The sequence below is a fragment of the Paracoccus endophyticus genome, assembly GCF_003286075.1.
Lineage (GTDB): Bacteria > Pseudomonadota > Alphaproteobacteria > Rhodobacterales > Rhodobacteraceae > Paracoccus > Paracoccus endophyticus.
The window spans coordinates 263,634-279,556 of sequence record NZ_QLUV01000002.1; the positions used below are offsets into that span (position 1 = coordinate 263,634).

15 protein-coding genes are annotated in these 15,923 nt (G+C 68.9%); 10 read left to right on the forward strand and 5 right to left on the reverse strand.

Going from position 1 to position 15,923, the window contains the following annotated elements; genetic code table 11:
• The first annotated feature begins 79 nt into the window (after positions 1–79).
• On the forward strand, positions 80–589 hold the full coding sequence (locus tag DPQ23_RS04855) for a L,D-transpeptidase family protein (RefSeq protein WP_112873545.1): 510 nt from the start codon (positions 80–82) through the stop codon (positions 587–589).
• A gap of 118 nt (positions 590–707) precedes the next feature.
• Here the strand turns inward: DPQ23_RS04855 and dalA are convergent, their stop codons facing one another.
• The 4 genes from dalA to DPQ23_RS04875 form a co-directional block, all read right to left on the reverse strand.
• Positions 708–1,217, reverse strand: coding sequence for a divisome-associated lipoprotein DalA (gene dalA / locus DPQ23_RS04860; RefSeq protein WP_112873546.1), 510 nt, complete (start codon positions 1,215–1,217; stop codon positions 708–710).
• Between the two features lie 180 nt (positions 1,218–1,397).
• Positions 1,398–2,612 (reverse strand): NADP-dependent isocitrate dehydrogenase, encoded by a 1,215-nt coding sequence (locus tag DPQ23_RS04865; RefSeq protein ID WP_112873547.1) that lies wholly within the window; start codon positions 2,610–2,612, stop codon positions 1,398–1,400.
• A gap of 273 nt (positions 2,613–2,885) precedes the next feature.
• The gene (locus tag DPQ23_RS04870) at positions 2,886–3,503 is read right to left on the reverse strand and encodes an HD domain-containing protein (protein WP_112873593.1); all 618 of its coding nucleotides are present in this window, start codon (positions 3,501–3,503) and stop codon (positions 2,886–2,888) included.
• Positions 3,504–3,526: 23 nt separating this feature from the next.
• Complete coding sequence (locus DPQ23_RS04875) at positions 3,527–4,186, reverse strand: alpha/beta hydrolase (RefSeq protein ID WP_112873548.1); 660 nt, start codon at positions 4,184–4,186, stop codon at positions 3,527–3,529.
• Between the two features lie 205 nt (positions 4,187–4,391).
• Between DPQ23_RS04875 and iscR the strand changes: the two genes are divergently transcribed.
• From iscR to DPQ23_RS04905, 6 genes are all read left to right on the forward strand, one after another.
• Entirely contained in the window at positions 4,392–4,847 is a 456-nt protein-coding gene (iscR, locus tag DPQ23_RS04880; protein ID WP_112873549.1) for a Fe-S cluster assembly transcriptional regulator IscR, read from the forward strand.
• A gap of 82 nt (positions 4,848–4,929) precedes the next feature.
• On the forward strand, positions 4,930–5,598 hold the full coding sequence (gene purQ, locus DPQ23_RS04885) for a phosphoribosylformylglycinamidine synthase subunit PurQ (RefSeq protein WP_112873550.1): 669 nt from the start codon (positions 4,930–4,932) through the stop codon (positions 5,596–5,598).
• Between the two features lie 195 nt (positions 5,599–5,793).
• Entirely contained in the window at positions 5,794–7,587 is a 1,794-nt protein-coding gene (locus tag DPQ23_RS04890) for a sensor histidine kinase (protein ID WP_112873551.1), read from the forward strand.
• Between the two features lie 16 nt (positions 7,588–7,603).
• Complete coding sequence (locus DPQ23_RS04895; protein ID WP_112873552.1) at positions 7,604–8,929, forward strand: sigma-54-dependent transcriptional regulator; 1,326 nt, start codon at positions 7,604–7,606, stop codon at positions 8,927–8,929.
• A gap of 437 nt (positions 8,930–9,366) precedes the next feature.
• A complete protein-coding gene (locus DPQ23_RS04900; RefSeq protein ID WP_240602418.1) occupies positions 9,367–12,369 on the forward strand; it encodes a ribonuclease E/G in 3,003 nt (1,000 codons plus the stop codon).
• 72 nt (positions 12,370–12,441) lie between these two features.
• The gene (locus DPQ23_RS04905; RefSeq protein WP_112873553.1) at positions 12,442–13,179 is read left to right on the forward strand and encodes a cytochrome c biogenesis CcdA family protein; all 738 of its coding nucleotides are present in this window, start codon (positions 12,442–12,444) and stop codon (positions 13,177–13,179) included.
• A gap of 7 nt (positions 13,180–13,186) precedes the next feature.
• Here DPQ23_RS04905 and DPQ23_RS04910 read toward each other — a convergent pair whose 3' ends face one another.
• Entirely contained in the window at positions 13,187–13,975 is a 789-nt protein-coding gene (locus tag DPQ23_RS04910) for an enoyl-CoA hydratase (protein ID WP_112873554.1), read from the reverse strand.
• A gap of 59 nt (positions 13,976–14,034) precedes the next feature.
• On the opposite strand from DPQ23_RS04910, the gene DPQ23_RS04915 reads away from it, so the two are divergent.
• The 3 genes from DPQ23_RS04915 (at position 14,035) to rpsI (ending at position 15,589) form a co-directional block, all read left to right on the forward strand.
• Positions 14,035–14,451 (forward strand): PaaI family thioesterase, encoded by a 417-nt coding sequence (locus DPQ23_RS04915; RefSeq protein WP_112873555.1) that lies wholly within the window; start codon positions 14,035–14,037, stop codon positions 14,449–14,451.
• Positions 14,452–14,600: 149 nt separating this feature from the next.
• The gene (gene rplM, locus DPQ23_RS04920; RefSeq protein ID WP_112873556.1) at positions 14,601–15,065 is read left to right on the forward strand and encodes a 50S ribosomal protein L13; all 465 of its coding nucleotides are present in this window, start codon (positions 14,601–14,603) and stop codon (positions 15,063–15,065) included.
• Between the two features lie 2 nt (positions 15,066–15,067).
• On the forward strand, positions 15,068–15,589 hold the full coding sequence (gene rpsI, locus DPQ23_RS04925) for a 30S ribosomal protein S9 (protein ID WP_112873557.1): 522 nt from the start codon (positions 15,068–15,070) through the stop codon (positions 15,587–15,589).
• Positions 15,590–15,923 lie beyond the last annotated feature (334 nt).

Below are 15,923 nucleotides of genomic sequence, written 5' to 3' on the forward strand. Positions count from 1 at the left end.
TCCCGCGTTGGCAGGAATCCGCCGGTTGTGTTAGCACCAGATCAAACAACGCGGAATCGCGGACACTGATGGGGCAGACATGATTCGACTAGTGCGCACGATCCTGGCGCTGACCTTGCTTGTGGCGCTGGCCTCATGCGGGGCGCCCAAGAGCAAGTTCAAGAGCTATGACGGCCCACCCGTCACCCAGATCGTGGTGAACAAGGGTGAGCGGACGATGCATCTTCTCAGCGGCCGAACGGTGCTGAAATCCTATGGCATCGGGCTTGGCTATCAGCCGCAGGGCCACAAGCTGTTCGAGGGCGACGGACGCACGCCCGAGGGGATGTATTTCATCAGCCACCAGAACCCGAACAGCCGCTATCACCTGTCGCTGGGCATCTCTTATCCCGATACCGAGGATTACGCCCGCGCCATGATGCTGGGCCAGCAGCCCGGCGGCGACATCATGATCCACGGCCGCGGCGCGTACGGGGCCAAGCAGCGCAACCGCGACTGGACCGCGGGCTGCATCGCGGTGTCCGACGAGGAGATCGAGGAGATCTTCGCCATGGTCCGGCCGGGCGTGCCGATCGTGATCTATCCTTGACAGGGGCCTGACAAGGCCGGACGAGAAGCCCCGCCTTGGCGGGGCTTTCCCTGTGCGGCGCTTGTGACTGGCGCCCAAGCGGAAGGGTGCGCGGGGCGCTTCGGCCGCGCGCCTTGCCTCAGCCGCCCACCAGCAGCGTCCACCAGATCTTGCTGGTCGGTTCCTGATACCAGCCGATGCCCAGTTCGCGGGCGTTCGGGTCCATGATCACGTCGCGGGTGTCGCGGACCTGCATCCAGGCCGCCAGCGTCGAGATCTCGTTCTCGTAAGTCTCCGAGATGTTCTCTCCGATCAGGCGCCCGTAATAGCCCTGCCGCCCCACGCGATCCAGCGGCGAGGAGCCGTCCGATCCGAAGTGCCACGCCCGGTTCTGCGCCGCCATGTCGCGGGAATGCGCCGTCGCCGCCGCCATCAGCTGCGGGCTGAGGACGAGCGGACCCAGCGCCGAGCCGGCCCGCAGGCTGTTGACCTGCGCCAGGAGGCGGTTCGGGATCTCGGCCTGCTCGCGCGCGGTGATCTGATAGGCCACGGGCAGCGGCTGCCCGTCGGGCCCAAGCTGCGGCGGCGGGGCGGCACAGGCCGCCAGCGCCAGCAGCGCCGCCATGGCAACGAATGTAGTCCTGGTCATCGTCGGTTGTCCCTGATCCGTATTTTTCTGCGGATTACCCAAGGGCGAGTGCGCGGGCAAACCGAAGTTTCCGTGAGGAGGGGGCACTGTGGCCCCGGTGCCGCGACAGGCCGGCGCCGCGTGCCGGCCGAAACGAAACGGGGCCCCCAAGCGGGGGCCCCGATCCGGTCGCGGCAGCGGTCAGACCGCCAGCGCCCTGTTCAGATACTCGTCCACCTTTTCCAGATAGCCCATCGTGGACAGCCATTTCTGGTCCGGCCCGACCAGCAGCGCCAGGTCCTTGGTCATGTGGCCGTCCTCGACCGCCTGCACGGTGACCCGCTCCAGCGTCTCGGCAAAGCGCTGAAGCGGCTCGTTGCCGTCCAGCTTGGCGCGATGCTTCAGCCCGCCCGTCCAGGCAAAGATCGACGCGATCGAGTTGGTCGAGGTCTCCTTGCCCTTCTGATGCTCGCGATAGTGGCGGGTGACGGTGCCATGCGCCGCCTCGGCCTCGACGGTCTGCCCGTCGGGCGTCATCAGGACCGAGGTCATCAGCCCGAGGCTGCCGAAGCCCTGCGCCACCGTGTCGGACTGCACGTCGCCGTCGTAGTTCTTGCACGCCCACACATAGCCGCCCGACCATTTCAGGTTGGACGCCACCATGTCGTCGATCAGGCGGTGTTCATAGGTGATGCCGGCGGCCTTGAACTTGTCGGCGAACTCGGCGTCATAGACCTCCTGGAACAGGTCCTTGAAGCGCCCGTCATAGGCTTTCAGGATCGTGTTTTTGGTGGACAGATAGACCGGATAGCCGCGGTTCAGGCCATAGTTCATCGACGCGCGGGCAAAGTCGCGGATCGAATCGTCCAGGTTGTACATGGCCATCGCCACGCCCGAGGACGGAGCCTGGAAGACCTCGTGCTCGATCGTCTCGCCATCGTCGCCCACGAAGCGGATCGTCAGCCTGCCCTTGCCGGGAAAGCGGAAGTCGGTGGCCTTGTACTGGTCGCCAAAGGCATGGCGGCCGACGATCACAGGCTGGGTCCAGTGGGGCACAAGGCGCGGCACGTTGCGCGCGATGATCGGCTCGCGGAAGATCACGCCGCCCAGGATGTTGCGGATGGTGCCGTTGGGCGACTTCCACATCTTCTTGAGGCCGAATTCCTCGACCCGCGCCTCGTCCGGCGTGATGGTCGCGCATTTGACGCCGACGCCGTACTGCTTGATGGCGTTTGCCGCATCGATGGTGACCTGATCCTCGGTCGCATCGCGGTGCTCGATGCCCAGGTCGTAATATTTAAGGTCGACGTCCAGATAGGGCAGGATCAGCTTTTTCTTGATGAAGTCCCAGATGATCCGGGTCATCTCGTCGCCGTCAAGCTCGACGACGGGGTTGTCTACCTTGATCTTGGTCATGGGGCGCCCCTCGGGTTCAGGATTCGGTCGCGGGCGTCATAGCGGCAAACGCGACCGAAGGGAAGGCCGGTATGCAATGGCATACCGACCAGGTGTCGCCGTGCCGATGATGGGCGAGCGGTGCCGTCACGGTTCCGTCGGGCGCGGGACAGGGGTCTTGTGTCGGATGGGCAAGGCGGCCGGCAGCACGGCGGCGAACGGGCGCCTCATCCAGACCGCGCTGCGAATCGCTGCGGGGCGGCGGGTTGCCCGGCGCGCGGCCGGACCGCAGCGTCACATGAAATACTGTTCCGCCCGCGCCCACAGCCAGCGCCACAGCGCCGGCGCCCCGCGTTCGACGCGTGCGCCGACCAGCCGCAGGAAGCCGTCGCGCTGCACCCCATAGTCGCGCCAGCCCGAGCCGCCGTTTTCCAGGATGTGGACGACCGGCTGGCTGCGGTCGAGGGCCTTGGCGAAGATCGCGTCGGGGGTCTGCACCGCCTCGAACTCGGCCCACAGCGCGCGGAACGCCGTGGCCTGATCGGCGGGCAGCAGGCCGAAGATGCGGTCGGCGGCGGCTTCCTCGGCCAGAGCCAGCGCGACAGGATCGTAATCCCCGTGGATCGGCGCATCACCCGCGTCGATCTCGACCAGGTCGTGGATCAGCAGCATGCGGATGACGCGGTCGATGCTGACCCCGGGCGGGGCCTGGTCGGCCAGCACCATCGCATAAAGCGCAAGATGCCAGCTGTGCTCGCCGCTGTTTTCGGGACGCGAGCCGTCCACGACCGGGGTGGCGCGCAGGACATGCTTGAGGCGGTCTGCCTCGACCAGAAACGCTATCTGGCGGTCCAGCCGGTCGTCCGCCTGCGACTGGTCCGCCGGCGGCGACTGGTCCGCCTGCGGCGGCACCGCACCGCCGCCCGCGGGGCCGTTCACCGCGTGGTCTCGGTCAGCCTGCGGCGGACATAGGCCTGCACGGTGTCGATCATCGGCTTCATGTGAAGCTCATCGTCGCGGAAGAAATGGTCCGCGCCCTCGATCTCCTCGTGGGTGACGGTGATCCCCTTCTGCTCGCGCAGCTTGGCGACCAGGGCGTTGGTGTCCTTGGGCGGGGCCACGCGGTCGGCGGTGCCGTTGATGATCAGGCCGCTGGACGGGCAGGGCGCGAGGAAGCTGAAATCATACATGTTCGCGGGGGGCGACACGCTGACAAAGCCGGTGATCTCGGGGCGGCGCATCAGCAGCTGCATCCCGATCCACGCGCCGAAGCTGAAGCCCGCGACCCAGCAGTGCTTGCTGTTGGGGTTCATCGCCTGCAGATAGTCCAGCGCGGATGCGGCGTCCGACAGCTCGCCGATCCCCTGGTCGAATTCGCCCTGGCTGCGGCCGACGCCGCGAAAGTTGAACCGCAGCACGGTAAAGCCCATGCGGTGGAACGCATAGTGCAGGTTATAGACGACGCGGTTGTTCATCGTGCCGCCGTACTGGGGATGGGGGTGCAGCACGATGGCGATGGGGGCGTCGGGCTTGGCCTGGGGGTGATAACGGCCCTCCAGTCGGCCTTCGGGGCCTGGAAAAATCAGTTCGGGCATGGCTCTCCTTGACGGGCAGGCCGCGGCGGGCGGATCGACGGGGCGGATCGGTTTCTTGACGCTGGCCGCGGGCGACCTTAGACGGCTATCTGGGACGGGCGATCGATTTTCGCAAGAAACGGGCAGTCGGGGCTTAGCGCAGCGCGCAAGACCCCGTCAATCGCGCCCGTCTGCGGCAAGGGGGGACGACCCCGGAGGAATCGCCATGAAACTGTCCACCAAGGGACGCTATGCCATGGTCGCGCTGGTCGATCTGGCGACCAGCCCCGGCAATCTGACCACGCTGGCGGACATCTCGAAGCGCCAGGACATCTCGCTGCCCTATCTGGAGCAGCTGTTCGTGCGGCTGCGCCGGGCGGGGCTGGTGGACAGCGTGCGCGGCCCGGGCGGCGGCTATCGGCTGGCGCGGCTGCCCGAGCAGATCCGCGCGGCCGAGATCCTGGGCGCCGTGGACGAGACGGTCAGCGCGCTGCACGTCGGCGCCGGCGCCTCGGGCGGGCAGTCGGGCACGCCGGCGCAGGCGATGTCGAACCGGCTGTGGGAATCGCTGTCGGCGCATGTCTATGTGTTCCTGCACAACACGACGCTGGCGGATGTCGCCCGCGACGCGCTGCTGCCCTGCCCGGCGGTGCCCGCGCTGCTGTCGGTGGTGGACGACTGAGACGCGGGACCCCGCGCGCCGGCCCTTTTCCTGACGGGCACAAGGGATTATCTGCCAACCATCCCCTGACCGGAGCATTGCCATGAAAGCCGCCGTCGTCACCTTTCCCGGATCGAACTGCGACCGTGATCTGGCGGTCGCCCTGGCCCAGGCCGGCGCGCAGGTCACCCGCGTCTGGCACAAGGACGATGCGCTGCCGCAGGGCACGGACCTGGTCGCGCTGCCGGGGGGGTTTTCCTATGGCGACTATCTGCGCTGCGGCGCGATTGCCGCGCGCTCGCCCGTCGCGGGCGCGATCCGGGCGCACGCGGCGCGGGGCGGGCTGGTGCTGGGGATCTGCAACGGCTTTCAGGTGCTGACCGAACTGGGCCTGCTGCCCGGCGCGCTGATGCGCAACGCCGGGCTGACGTTCCTGTGCCGCGACGTGGACCTGCGGATCGAGGCGGCCGACAACCCCTTCCTTGCCGCGTTTGCACCGGGCGAGGAGCTGAGCCTGCCGGTCGCGCACCATGACGGCAACTATCAGATCGACGCCGAGGGGCTGGCCCGCCTGCAGGGGCAGGGGCGCATCGCGCTGACCTATCGCGGCGGCTGCAACGGATCGGTGGCCGACATCGCCGGGGTGCTGTCCGAGAACCGGCGCGTGCTGGGGCTGATGCCCCACCCCGAGCGGGCCGCCGAGCCCGCTCACGGCGGGTCCGACGGGGCGCGCCTGTTCCGCGGGCTGATCGACGCGGCCGTCGCGGCCTGACCCGTTCCGCCGCGGTCGGCCCCCCGCCAGCCCGTCATCGCGGCCCTGTCCCGCGGCCCCGGCCGCGGCCCGCCGGGCGGCTGCCGCGCTGGACGCTTGAGCGGCGGGGCAACCAGGCCTAGATTGGCGCGCAGCCCAGTCGGGCCGCCAATCCTGTTTTTCGATGCAGTTTCCGCCCTTCCACAGCGAGCCGGCATGACCGAGCCTGACGACCATGCGACCCCGCGGCCGCGCCGCGCAGCCCCTGCCGCGGGCCGCGCCCGGCTGTGGCAGCGGTTGTCGGTGGTGCTGCTGCTGGTCGGGGCCGTGGGGGCGATCTGGTACACCAACGCCTGGCTGACGGCCCGGTTCTCGGAAAATACGCGCGTGCGGGCCGAGCTGCGGCTGGCGCTGTACACGGGCAACCTGCTGTCCGAACTGCAACGCACGGCGGTCGTGCCGCTGCTGCTGGCGCGTGATCCCGCGCTGATCGGGTCGCTGTCGGGCAAGGATTACGCCACCATCTCGGCGCGCCTGATCACGGCGCAAAAGGACATCGGCGCGGCCTCGATCCTGTTGCTGGACAGTTCGGGGCGGGTCGTGGGGGCCACGGACCGCAAGCTGCTGGGCACGAACCATGTGCTGGCGCCGTTCTATGTCGAGGCGCTGCGGACCAACGACACGGTATTCACGGTCTCTCCGTCCAGCACCGGGGGATTCGACTTCACCTATTCCCGCGCGGTCGTCTCGGACGGGCGGTCGCTGGGCGTGATCGTCGTGGGGGCCGACCTGGTGCGGCTGGAGCGGTCATGGGCGGGCATCTCGGATGCCGTGGCGGTCAGCGACAGCGAGGGGCGGATCATCCTGACGACCGAGCCGCGCTGGCGCGGCCTGCCCTTTGACGAGGCGCTGAAGCTGCGGTCCGCCCCCACGGCCATCGAGCGGGCGTTCCAGGTCACGGCGGACTGGTCCAGCCGGTCGGCGGACGCCTATGTCAAGGGCAAGGCGGTGATGCAGTCCGAGGTGCGCGTGCCCTTCCGCGGCTGGCGCATGACGCTGTTCACCACCTACGAGTCCATCCGCGAGCGGGTGAACGCCTTTCTGGCGCTGGAGATCATGGCCTTTGCCATCCTGCTGGCGGCGGGCTTTTACGTGCTGTCCCGCCGCGCCCGCGTGCAATCGGCGCAATACATGCGCGAATCCGCGGACCTGCGGGCGCTGAACGCCCGCCTGACGCGCGAGATCGCCGAGCGCGAGCGCATGCAGCGCGAACTGCGCGTGGCCGAGCAGACCGTGCAGCAGGCGTCCAAGCTGGCGGCGCTGGGCGAGATGTCGGCGGGCGTCAGCCACGAGCTGAACCAGCCGCTGGCCGCCATGAAAACCTATATGGCCGGGGCGCGCCTGCTGCTGGAGCGGGGCCGGGGCGAGGAGGCGCTGTCCTCGTTCCACCGCATCGACGACCTGCTGGACCGGATGGGGGCGATCACCCGGCAGTTGAAATCCTATGCCCGCAAGGGCGGCGAGGCGTTCGAGCCGGTGGACCTGCGCGTCGCCCTGTCGGGCGCGCTGACCATGATGGAGCCGCAGCTTCGCAACCGCCGGGTCCGGCTGCAGCGCAGCCTGCCGCGCGATCCCGTGCTGGTGTTCTGCGATCGGATCCGGCTGGAGCAGGTGATCGTGAACCTGATCCGCAACGCCATGGACGCCACCAAGTCGGTGCGCGACCCGTCCATCGAACTGGTCGTGGACCAGTTGTCTCACGCGCATTTGTCGGTGCGCGACAACGGGCCGGGTGTCACCGACTTGGAAAAGCTGTTTGAACCCTTCTGGACCACCAAGAAGCCCGGCGAGGGGACTGGGCTGGGCCTCGCGATCTCTTCAGGCATCGTGGCCGATTTCGGCGGCAGGCTGACGGCGCACAACGGCGAGGCCGGGGGTGCGGTGTTCGACGTCGAGCTGCCGTTGTGGGAACCGCAGGCCGCGCGGATGTATCCGCAGGCGGCCGAGTGATGAAAGGACAAGGCGGATGACGCAGACCATGACTGTGGCCATCGTGGACGATGAGCCGGACATGCGCGAATCGATCAGCCAGTGGCTGGCTCTGTCGGGATTCCGCACCGAGAGCTTTGCCAGCGCCGAGGAGGCGCTGAAGATCATCGGCCCGGACTGGCCGGGCGTTGTCATCACCGACATCCGCATGCCCGGCATGGACGGGATGGCGTTCCTCAAGCGGCTGATGGGGCAGGACAGCGGCCTGCCCGTCATCATGATCACCGGGCACGGCGACGTGCCGATGGCGGTCGAGGCGATGCGGCTGGGGGCCATGGACTTCATGGAAAAGCCCTTCAACCCCGACCGCATGACCGAGCTGGCAAAAAAGGCCACGCAGGCCCGCCGGATCACGCTGGACAACCGCGCGCTGCGCCGCGACCTGTCCGAGGGCCAGCAGGTCATGTCCAAGCTGGTTGGCGCCAGCCCGGCGATGGACCGCCTGCGCGAGGACATCCTGGACCTGGGGCAGGCCGACGGCCATGTCCTGATCGACGGCGAGACGGGCACCGGCAAGACGCTGGTGGCCCACGCGCTGCACGCTGTCGGCCCACGGGCGTCGCGGCGCTTCGTGCAGATTTCCTGCGCCGCCTATACCGACGAGGTCCTGTCGGCGCGGCTGTTCGGCCCGGTCGAGGACGGCCTGCCCGCGGTCGAGGAGGCGCGCGGCGGCACGCTGTGCCTCGAGGACGTCGAGGCGCTGAGCGATCCCCTTCAGGCGCGGCTGCTGGCCTTCATCGCCGACCAGGGCGCGCCGGCCGAGACGCGGATCATCGCCATCTCGAACGCCCGCGGCGAGGGGCGGCGGGCCGAGGACAGTCTGCGTCCCGACCTGTTCTATCGCCTGTCGGCGCTGAAGATCACCGTGCCCGCGCTGCGCCAGCGCGGCGAGGACATCCTGTCGCTGTTCACCCGCATGACCGAGCAGTTCGCCGAGGAATACGGCTGCGAGCCGCCGCAGGTCACCGCGCAGGAGGCCGCGCAGCTGCTGCAGGCCCCCTGGCCGGGCAACGTGCGCCAGTTGATCAACGTGGCCGAGCGCGCGGTCCTGCAGAACCGCCGCGGCACCGGGTCCATCGCCTCGCTGCTGATGGCGGACGGGGACGAGACGCCGCAGGCCACGACGACCGAGGGCAAGCCGCTGAAGGAATATGTCGAAAGCTTCGAGAAGATGCTGCTCGACAACACCATGCGGCGCCACAAGGGCTCGATCAGCGCGGTGATGGACGAACTGTGCCTGCCGCGCCGCACGCTGAACGAGAAGATGGCCAAGTACGGGCTGTCGCGGGGCGATTACCTGTAGGGGCCAGGGCCCGGAGCGGGTGGCCGGCCCCGACAGTTTGCCATTGTATTGCCGAGGTTTCCGGCCCTATGGTCGGGGCACGGTCGGTTGCCACAACGCGTGGTTGTCCGCACCTGCAGTTTTTCGCAGCGCGGCGCAGTGCCGGGTCCGTTCGGGCCGGGGTGTCGCGCGGGAAAGAATGGCCCGTGCCGCCTGGCGCGCGCGGGCCGGAACATTCGCCGCCCCGATGGCCCGTTCGGGTGGGTCGGGGCAAGAGGTAACAGACGCGATGGATCGCGCGGCGGACAGTGACGCAGGGGGACGGCGGGCGATGGCCCGGTCCGTCCCTGCGGTCGTTTCGCCCGCCGCTCGCCCCGCTGCGCGGCCCGCGTCCGCATCATGCGCCGCCCCGACCCTTTCCCCGTCCACGGACGGGCCGGTCGGGCTGCGTGAAAGACATGCTCATGAAGAAAATGCTGATCGACGCCACCCATGCCGAGGAAACGCGCATCGTCGTGGTGGACGGAACCAAGGTCGAGGAGTTCGACTTTGAGACCCTGAACAAGCGCCAGCTTGCAGGCAACATCTACCTGGCCAAGGTCACGCGGGTCGAACCGTCGCTGCAGGCGGCGTTCATCGACTATGGCGGGAACCGGCACGGATTCCTGGCCTTCGCGGAAATCCACCCGGATTATTATCAGATCCCCGCAGCCGACCGCCGCGCCCTGATCGAGGAGGAGCGCGCCGCCGCCGAGGCCGCCGAGGCCGAGGAGACCGCCCGCGACAAGCGCGGCCCCCGCAGCCGCGGGCCGCGCGGCGAACGCGCGGAACGCGCCTCTGGCGGTGACGCGGTCACCCGGTCGGACGACGTTCCGGGCATGCAGATCGCCGACCTGTCCGGCGAGGACGCGTCCGAGGAGGACGCGGCCCTCGAGTCGGGCTTTGCCGCAGCGGGCGGCGACATGGTGGACCCGACCGTCGCGGGGCAGGGGGGCGATGCTGATCGCCCCGAACCCGCGCCGCAGGACGCGCCCGAGGCGGACGGCGAGGCAGAGCCCTCCAGCCCCGCCGACCGCGACGACGAGATCGAATCGGTCGCCGAGGAGGACGTGGCCGAGGAGATCCGCCCGTCCAAGAAGCCGCGCGCCCGCCGCTACAAGATCCAGGAGGTCATCAAGGTCCGCCAGATCATGCTGGTCCAGGTGGTCAAGGAGGAACGCGGCAACAAGGGCGCGGCGCTGACGACCTATCTGTCGCTGGCCGGCCGCTATTGCGTGCTGATGCCCAACACCGCGCGCGGCGGCGGCATCAGCCGCAAGATCACCAACGCCGTCGACCGCAAGAAGCTGAAGGACATCGCGTCCGAGCTGGAGGTGCCGCAGGGCGCGGGGCTGATCATCCGCACCGCCGGCAGCCAGCGCACCCGGACCGAGATCAAGCGCGACTATGAGTACCTGATGCGCCTGTGGGAGCAGATCCGCGAGGTGACGTTCAGGTCCATCGCGCCTGCCCCCATCTACGAGGAAGGCGACCTGATCAAGCGGACGATCCGCGACCTCTACAGCAAGGACATCGACGAGGTCCTGGTCGAGGGCGAGCGCGGCTATCGCACCGCCAAGGACTTCATGACGATGATCATGCCGTCCCATGCCCGCAACGTGAAACGCTATACCGACCCGATGCCGCTGTTCGCGCGCCATCAGGTCGAGGGCTATCTGGCCGGGATGTTCAACCCGACCGTGCAGCTGAAATCGGGCGGCTACATCGTCATTGGCGTGACCGAGGCGCTGGTCGCCATCGACGTGAACTCGGGCCGGGCGACCAAGGAAGGCTCGATCGAGGACACGGCGTTCAAGACCAACTGCGAGGCCGCCGACGAGATCGCGCGCCAGCTGCGCCTGCGCGACCTGGCCGGGCTGATCGTCATCGACTTCATCGACATGGACGAGCGCAAGAACAACGCCGCTGTCGAAAAACGCTTCAAGGAGCGGCTGAAGACCGACCGCGCCCGCATCCAGGTCGGCCGCATCTCCGGCTTTGGCCTGATGGAGATGAGCCGCCAGCGGCTGCGGCCGGGGATGCTGGAATCGACCACGCAGCCCTGCGCGCATTGCCACGGCACGGGGCTGATCCGGTCCGACGACAGCATGGCGCTGACCATCCTGCGCGCCATCGAGGAAGAGGGCACGCGCAAGCGGTCGCGCGAGGTGCTGGTCAAGGCCCCGATCGCGGTCGCGAACTTCATCATGAACGCCAAGCGCGAGCACATCGGCATGATCGAGGCGCGCTATGGCATGGCGGTGCGGGTCGAGGCCGATCCGGCGCTGATCTCGCCCGATTATGCGCTGGAGAAGTTCCGCACCGCGACCCGCAACGTCCCCGAGGCGGGAACGTCGGCGGTCCTGTCGGTCGATCCGGGCCTGATGGCGCAGATCGACGACGACGAGGATCTTGTGGACGAGCCCGAGGAGGAGGAGCCCGAGGCCGAGGCGGCCGCGCGCGACGAGCGGCCCGCACGGGCGGAAGGCGCCCGGTCCGAGGCGGCCGACGCGGATGCGGACGAAAACGGCGACGGCCGCTCGCGCCGCCGGCGCCGCCGCCGCAAGCGGGGTGGCCGCGGCGACGAGGGCAGTGACAGCGGCGACGAGGTCCTGAGCGCGGACCGCGACCAGCCGGGCGAGGACGCCGTGTCCGATGCGGCCGGCGTTGCTGCATCCGACGCTGCGGCTGCGACCGATGAGGCCGCCGAGGTCCAGCCCGCCACCGAGGGCCAGCCCGCCACCGGGGACAGGCCGCGCCGGACCCGCAGCCGCACCCGCACGCGCAAGCCGCGGGCCGAGACCGTCGCGGCGGCTGATGCAGGCGATGACACCGCCGCAGGGGCCGCGCACGCGGATGCCGGGGCGGACCGTGCCGACGAGGCCGGGCAGGACCTGGCGGGCAAGAGCGCGGGCGACGACGGTTCGTCGCCGGATGTCGCCCCGGCCGATGACAGCCCGGACGGCGACGCGCCATGGCCCAGCGACGCGCCCGCGACGACGGATGCCAGCGGGACAACCGAGACGGCCCCGGTGTCGCAGGCCGAGGCCCCGGCGACCGACATGGAGCCGCCCGCGTCCGATCGCGCAGGCCACGAGGACGTCCCGCCCGTGTCGCAACCCGAAGCGCCGCCGGCCGACATGACGCCGCCTGAAGGCGCAGGGGCAGGGCAGCCGGCGCCCGTGTCGCAGCCCGAGGCCCCGGCGGCTGACATGGAGCCGCCCGCCCAGAACGACGCAGAGGCGGAGCCGTCGGCCCCCGTCTCGCAGCCCGAGGCCCCGGCGGGCGACATGACGCCGCCTGCGGACGCAGGGGCCGAGCCGTCCGCGCCCGCAACGCAGCCCGAGGCTGCCGAGGCCGAGGCCGCGGCCGATCAGGCAGAGGCACCCAAGCGGCGCGGATGGTGGTCCTTTGGCGGCTGACTGACGCAGCCGTGACAGCATGACGCGCGGGCCGGGGTTTCCCGGCCCGTCGCTTTTTGACAGGGTGCCGCCATGCTTGGGATCGAAATCGCCTCTGCCGCCTTCCTGCCTGCCGCGCTGGTCGCGCTGCTGGCAGGCATCCTCTCCTTCCTGTCGCCCTGCGTGCTGCCGATCGTGCCGCCGTACCTGGCCTATATGACGGGGGTGAAGGTCAGCGGGCTGACCACGCGGGAACGCAGCGCGGTGCTGCCGGCGCTGTTCTTTGTGCTGGGGCTGTCCACGGTGTTCCTGCTGATGGGGTATGCCGCATCGGCGTTCGGGCGGGCGTTCCTGCAGTACCAGCCGCTGCTGGTCAAGGTTTCGGGCGTCTTTGTCATCCTGCTGGGCCTGCATTTCCTGCATGTCTTCCGCATCCCGCTGCTGGAGCGCGAGGCGCGGCTGGACACCGGCGACAAGGGCGGGTCCGCGTTGGGCGCCTATCTGCTCGGGCTGGCCTTCGCGTTCGGCTGGACGCCCTGCATCGGCCCGCAGCTGAGCATGATCCTGACGCTGGCCGCCACCGACCCCGGCCGGGGGACCGGACTGCTGGGGGTGTATGCGCTGGGCTTGGGAATCCCGTTCCTGCTGGCCGCGATCTTCATCGAGCGGGCCATGGGCCTGATGAACCGCATCAAGCGGCACATGGGCCTGATCGAGCGGGTGTCGGGCATCCTGCTGATCGCCGTGGGCGTCATGCTGCTGACGGGCTGGCTGTCGGCGATCAGCTATTGGCTGCTCGAGGCCTTTCCGGCGCTGGGTGCGATCGGCTGAGCGCCGGTCAGCCCGGCCAGGCGGGCGGGCGCTTGTCGAGGAATGCGGCGATCCCCTCGTCCGTGTCGGGCAGCATCATGTTGTCGCACATCACCGGCCCCGCCGCCGCATAGGCGTCGGCCAGCGCCAGGCCGCGCTGGGCATGGAACGCCCGCTTGCCCAGCCGCACGGCTGCCGGCAGCTTGGACGCGACCGTCTGCGCCAGCGCCATCGCCGCGTCCGCCAGCTCGTCCGGCGGGACGACCCGGTTCACCAGCCCCAGCTCGCGGGCGCGGTCGGCGTCGATGAACTCGCCCGTGGTCAGCATTTCGAAGGCCGCCTTGGGCGGGACCGCGCGGGTCAGCGCGACCATCGGCGTCGTGCAGAACAGGCCGATGTTCACGCCGTTGACGCCAAAGCGCGTCCCATGGGCCGCGACCGCCATGTCGCAGGCCGCGACCATCTGGCAGCCGGCGGCCGTGGCGATGCCGTGGACTTGGGCGATCACAGGCTGGGGCAGGGCGGGAAGCGCCTGCATCAGCGCGGCGCAATCGTCAAACAGCGCCTGATAGGCGGCCCGCCCCCCGTCCGGGTCGGACCGCGCGGCCTGCATCTGGCGCAGGTCGTGCCCCGCGCAGAACGCGCGCCCCTCGCCCGCGATGACGACGGCGCGGACCGAGGCGTCGCCCGCGATGTCGTCGAGGGTTGCGCGCAGGGCCGCAATCATCTCGCGCGACAGGGCGTTGAAGTTGCCGGGGCTGGTCATCACCAGCCGCGCCACCGCGCCTTCGTTTTCGCGCCGCAAAAGACCGTCCATCTTGCATCTCTCCGTTCTGCCGGCCCAAGTCTAGGCCGCGGCGGCAAGGAGTGGAAAGCATGATCGTCATGGATGCAGGGGCGCTGGAGGCATTCATCGCCGCCGAATTTCCGCAGGTGTCGGGCTATCGCCTCATGCGGGTGGACGAGACGGGGGTCACGATGCGGCTGGATGTCCAGCACCGGCATCTGCGCCCCGGCGGCACGGTGTCGGGGCCGACGATGTTCGAACTGGCGGATCTGGCGATGTATGCGGCGCTGCTGTCGCGGATCGGGCCGGTCGCGCTGTCGGTGACAACGGGCGCCAGCATCGACTTCATGCGCAAGCCGGCGGCGGGGCGGGCGATGACGGGCGAGTGCCGGCTGCTCAAGCTGGGCCGCACGCTGGCGGTGGGCGACGTGCTGATCCGGTCCGAGGGCGCGGAGGAGGTGGTCGCCCGGGCCTCGCTGACCTATGCGATACCGCCAAAACGCTGAGCAGTGACCGGCTTGCGTTCCGGTATTATATTACCATTATTGTAAACTGCTGGGATGAATGGGGAAATTCGGTTTCCCTGCCCTTGACCCGTGCGGACCGATCGGCGATAGACCGGCATCCGATTTCACACCCCCGAAAGGGACGTTCAATGAAGACCTATACCGCGAAACCGGCGGATATCGAAAAGAAGTGGATCCTGATCGACGCCGAGGGCGTCGTGCTGGGCCGCCTCGCCGTGATCGTCGCCACCCGCCTGCGCGGCAAGCACAAGCCGACCTTCACCCCGCACATGGACATGGGTGACAACGTCATCGTCATCAACGCCGACAAGATCCAGATGACCGGCGACAAGCGCGACGACAAGAAATACTACTGGCACACCGGCTATCCGGGCGGCATCAAGCACCGCACCGCCCGCCAGGTGCTGGAAGGCGCCCACCCCGAACGCGTGGTGATCAAGGCCGTCGAGCGTATGATCAGCCGCACCAAGCTGGGCAAGCAGCAGATGACCAACCTGCGCGTCTATGCCGGCGACCAGCATCCGCACGAGGCGCAGCAGCCCGACGTGCTGGACGTGAAGTCGATGAACCCCAAGAACACCCGGAGCGCCTGATCATGGCCGAAGACATCAAATCCCTCGACCAGCTGAAGGACGCCGTGACCGCCAGCGCGGGTGGCGTGCAGGGTTCGACCGGCGACGAGCAGCGCGGGCTGCAGACCGCAGTGGTCCGCGAGCCGCAGCGCGATGCGCTGGGCCGCGCCTATGCCACTGGCAAGCGCAAGGACGCGGTCGCCCGTGTCTGGGTCAAGCCGGGCTCCGGCAAGGTCATCGTCAACGGCAAGGACATCGCCGTCTATTTCGCGCGGCCCGTGCTGCAGATGATTCTGCGCCAGCCGTTCGACGTGGCCGGCGTGGCCAACCAGTTCGACGTCTATGCCACGGTGGCCGGGGGCGGGCTGTCGGGCCAGGCGGGCGCGGTCAAGCACGGCATCTCGAAGGCGCTGCAGCTGTTCGAGCCGGGACTGCGCGCGCCGCTCAAGGCCGCGGGCTTCCTGACCCGCGACCCACGGGTCGTCGAGCGGAAGAAATACGGCAAGGCCAAGGCGCGCCGGTCCTTCCAGTTCTCGAAGCGCTGATTTTTTCATCATCGACTGCACGGGGGCGCGGCATTGCCGCGCCCCTTGTCGTTTCGGCGCCCGAAGAGGGCATGATCCGCTGTGCCGGGGCAGATTCGTCACCGAGTCGTCGCGAATCCGGGCTAGATTCGTCCATGACAGCCGCGACGGTCCCTGCGACCCCATAACGGCGGCTGCGCGCAGACAGAGAAAACGCCAGTTAAAGCAGGCGGTTGCATGATTTTTTCTGTCGGGCCGTTTTTCCCTCTTGCTCCTTTTTCTCTCTCCCCCTAGATACCGCTTCACCGAACGGCGGGGACGCCAGACGGGACGGGGAGGCCGGGAACGGTTGCTC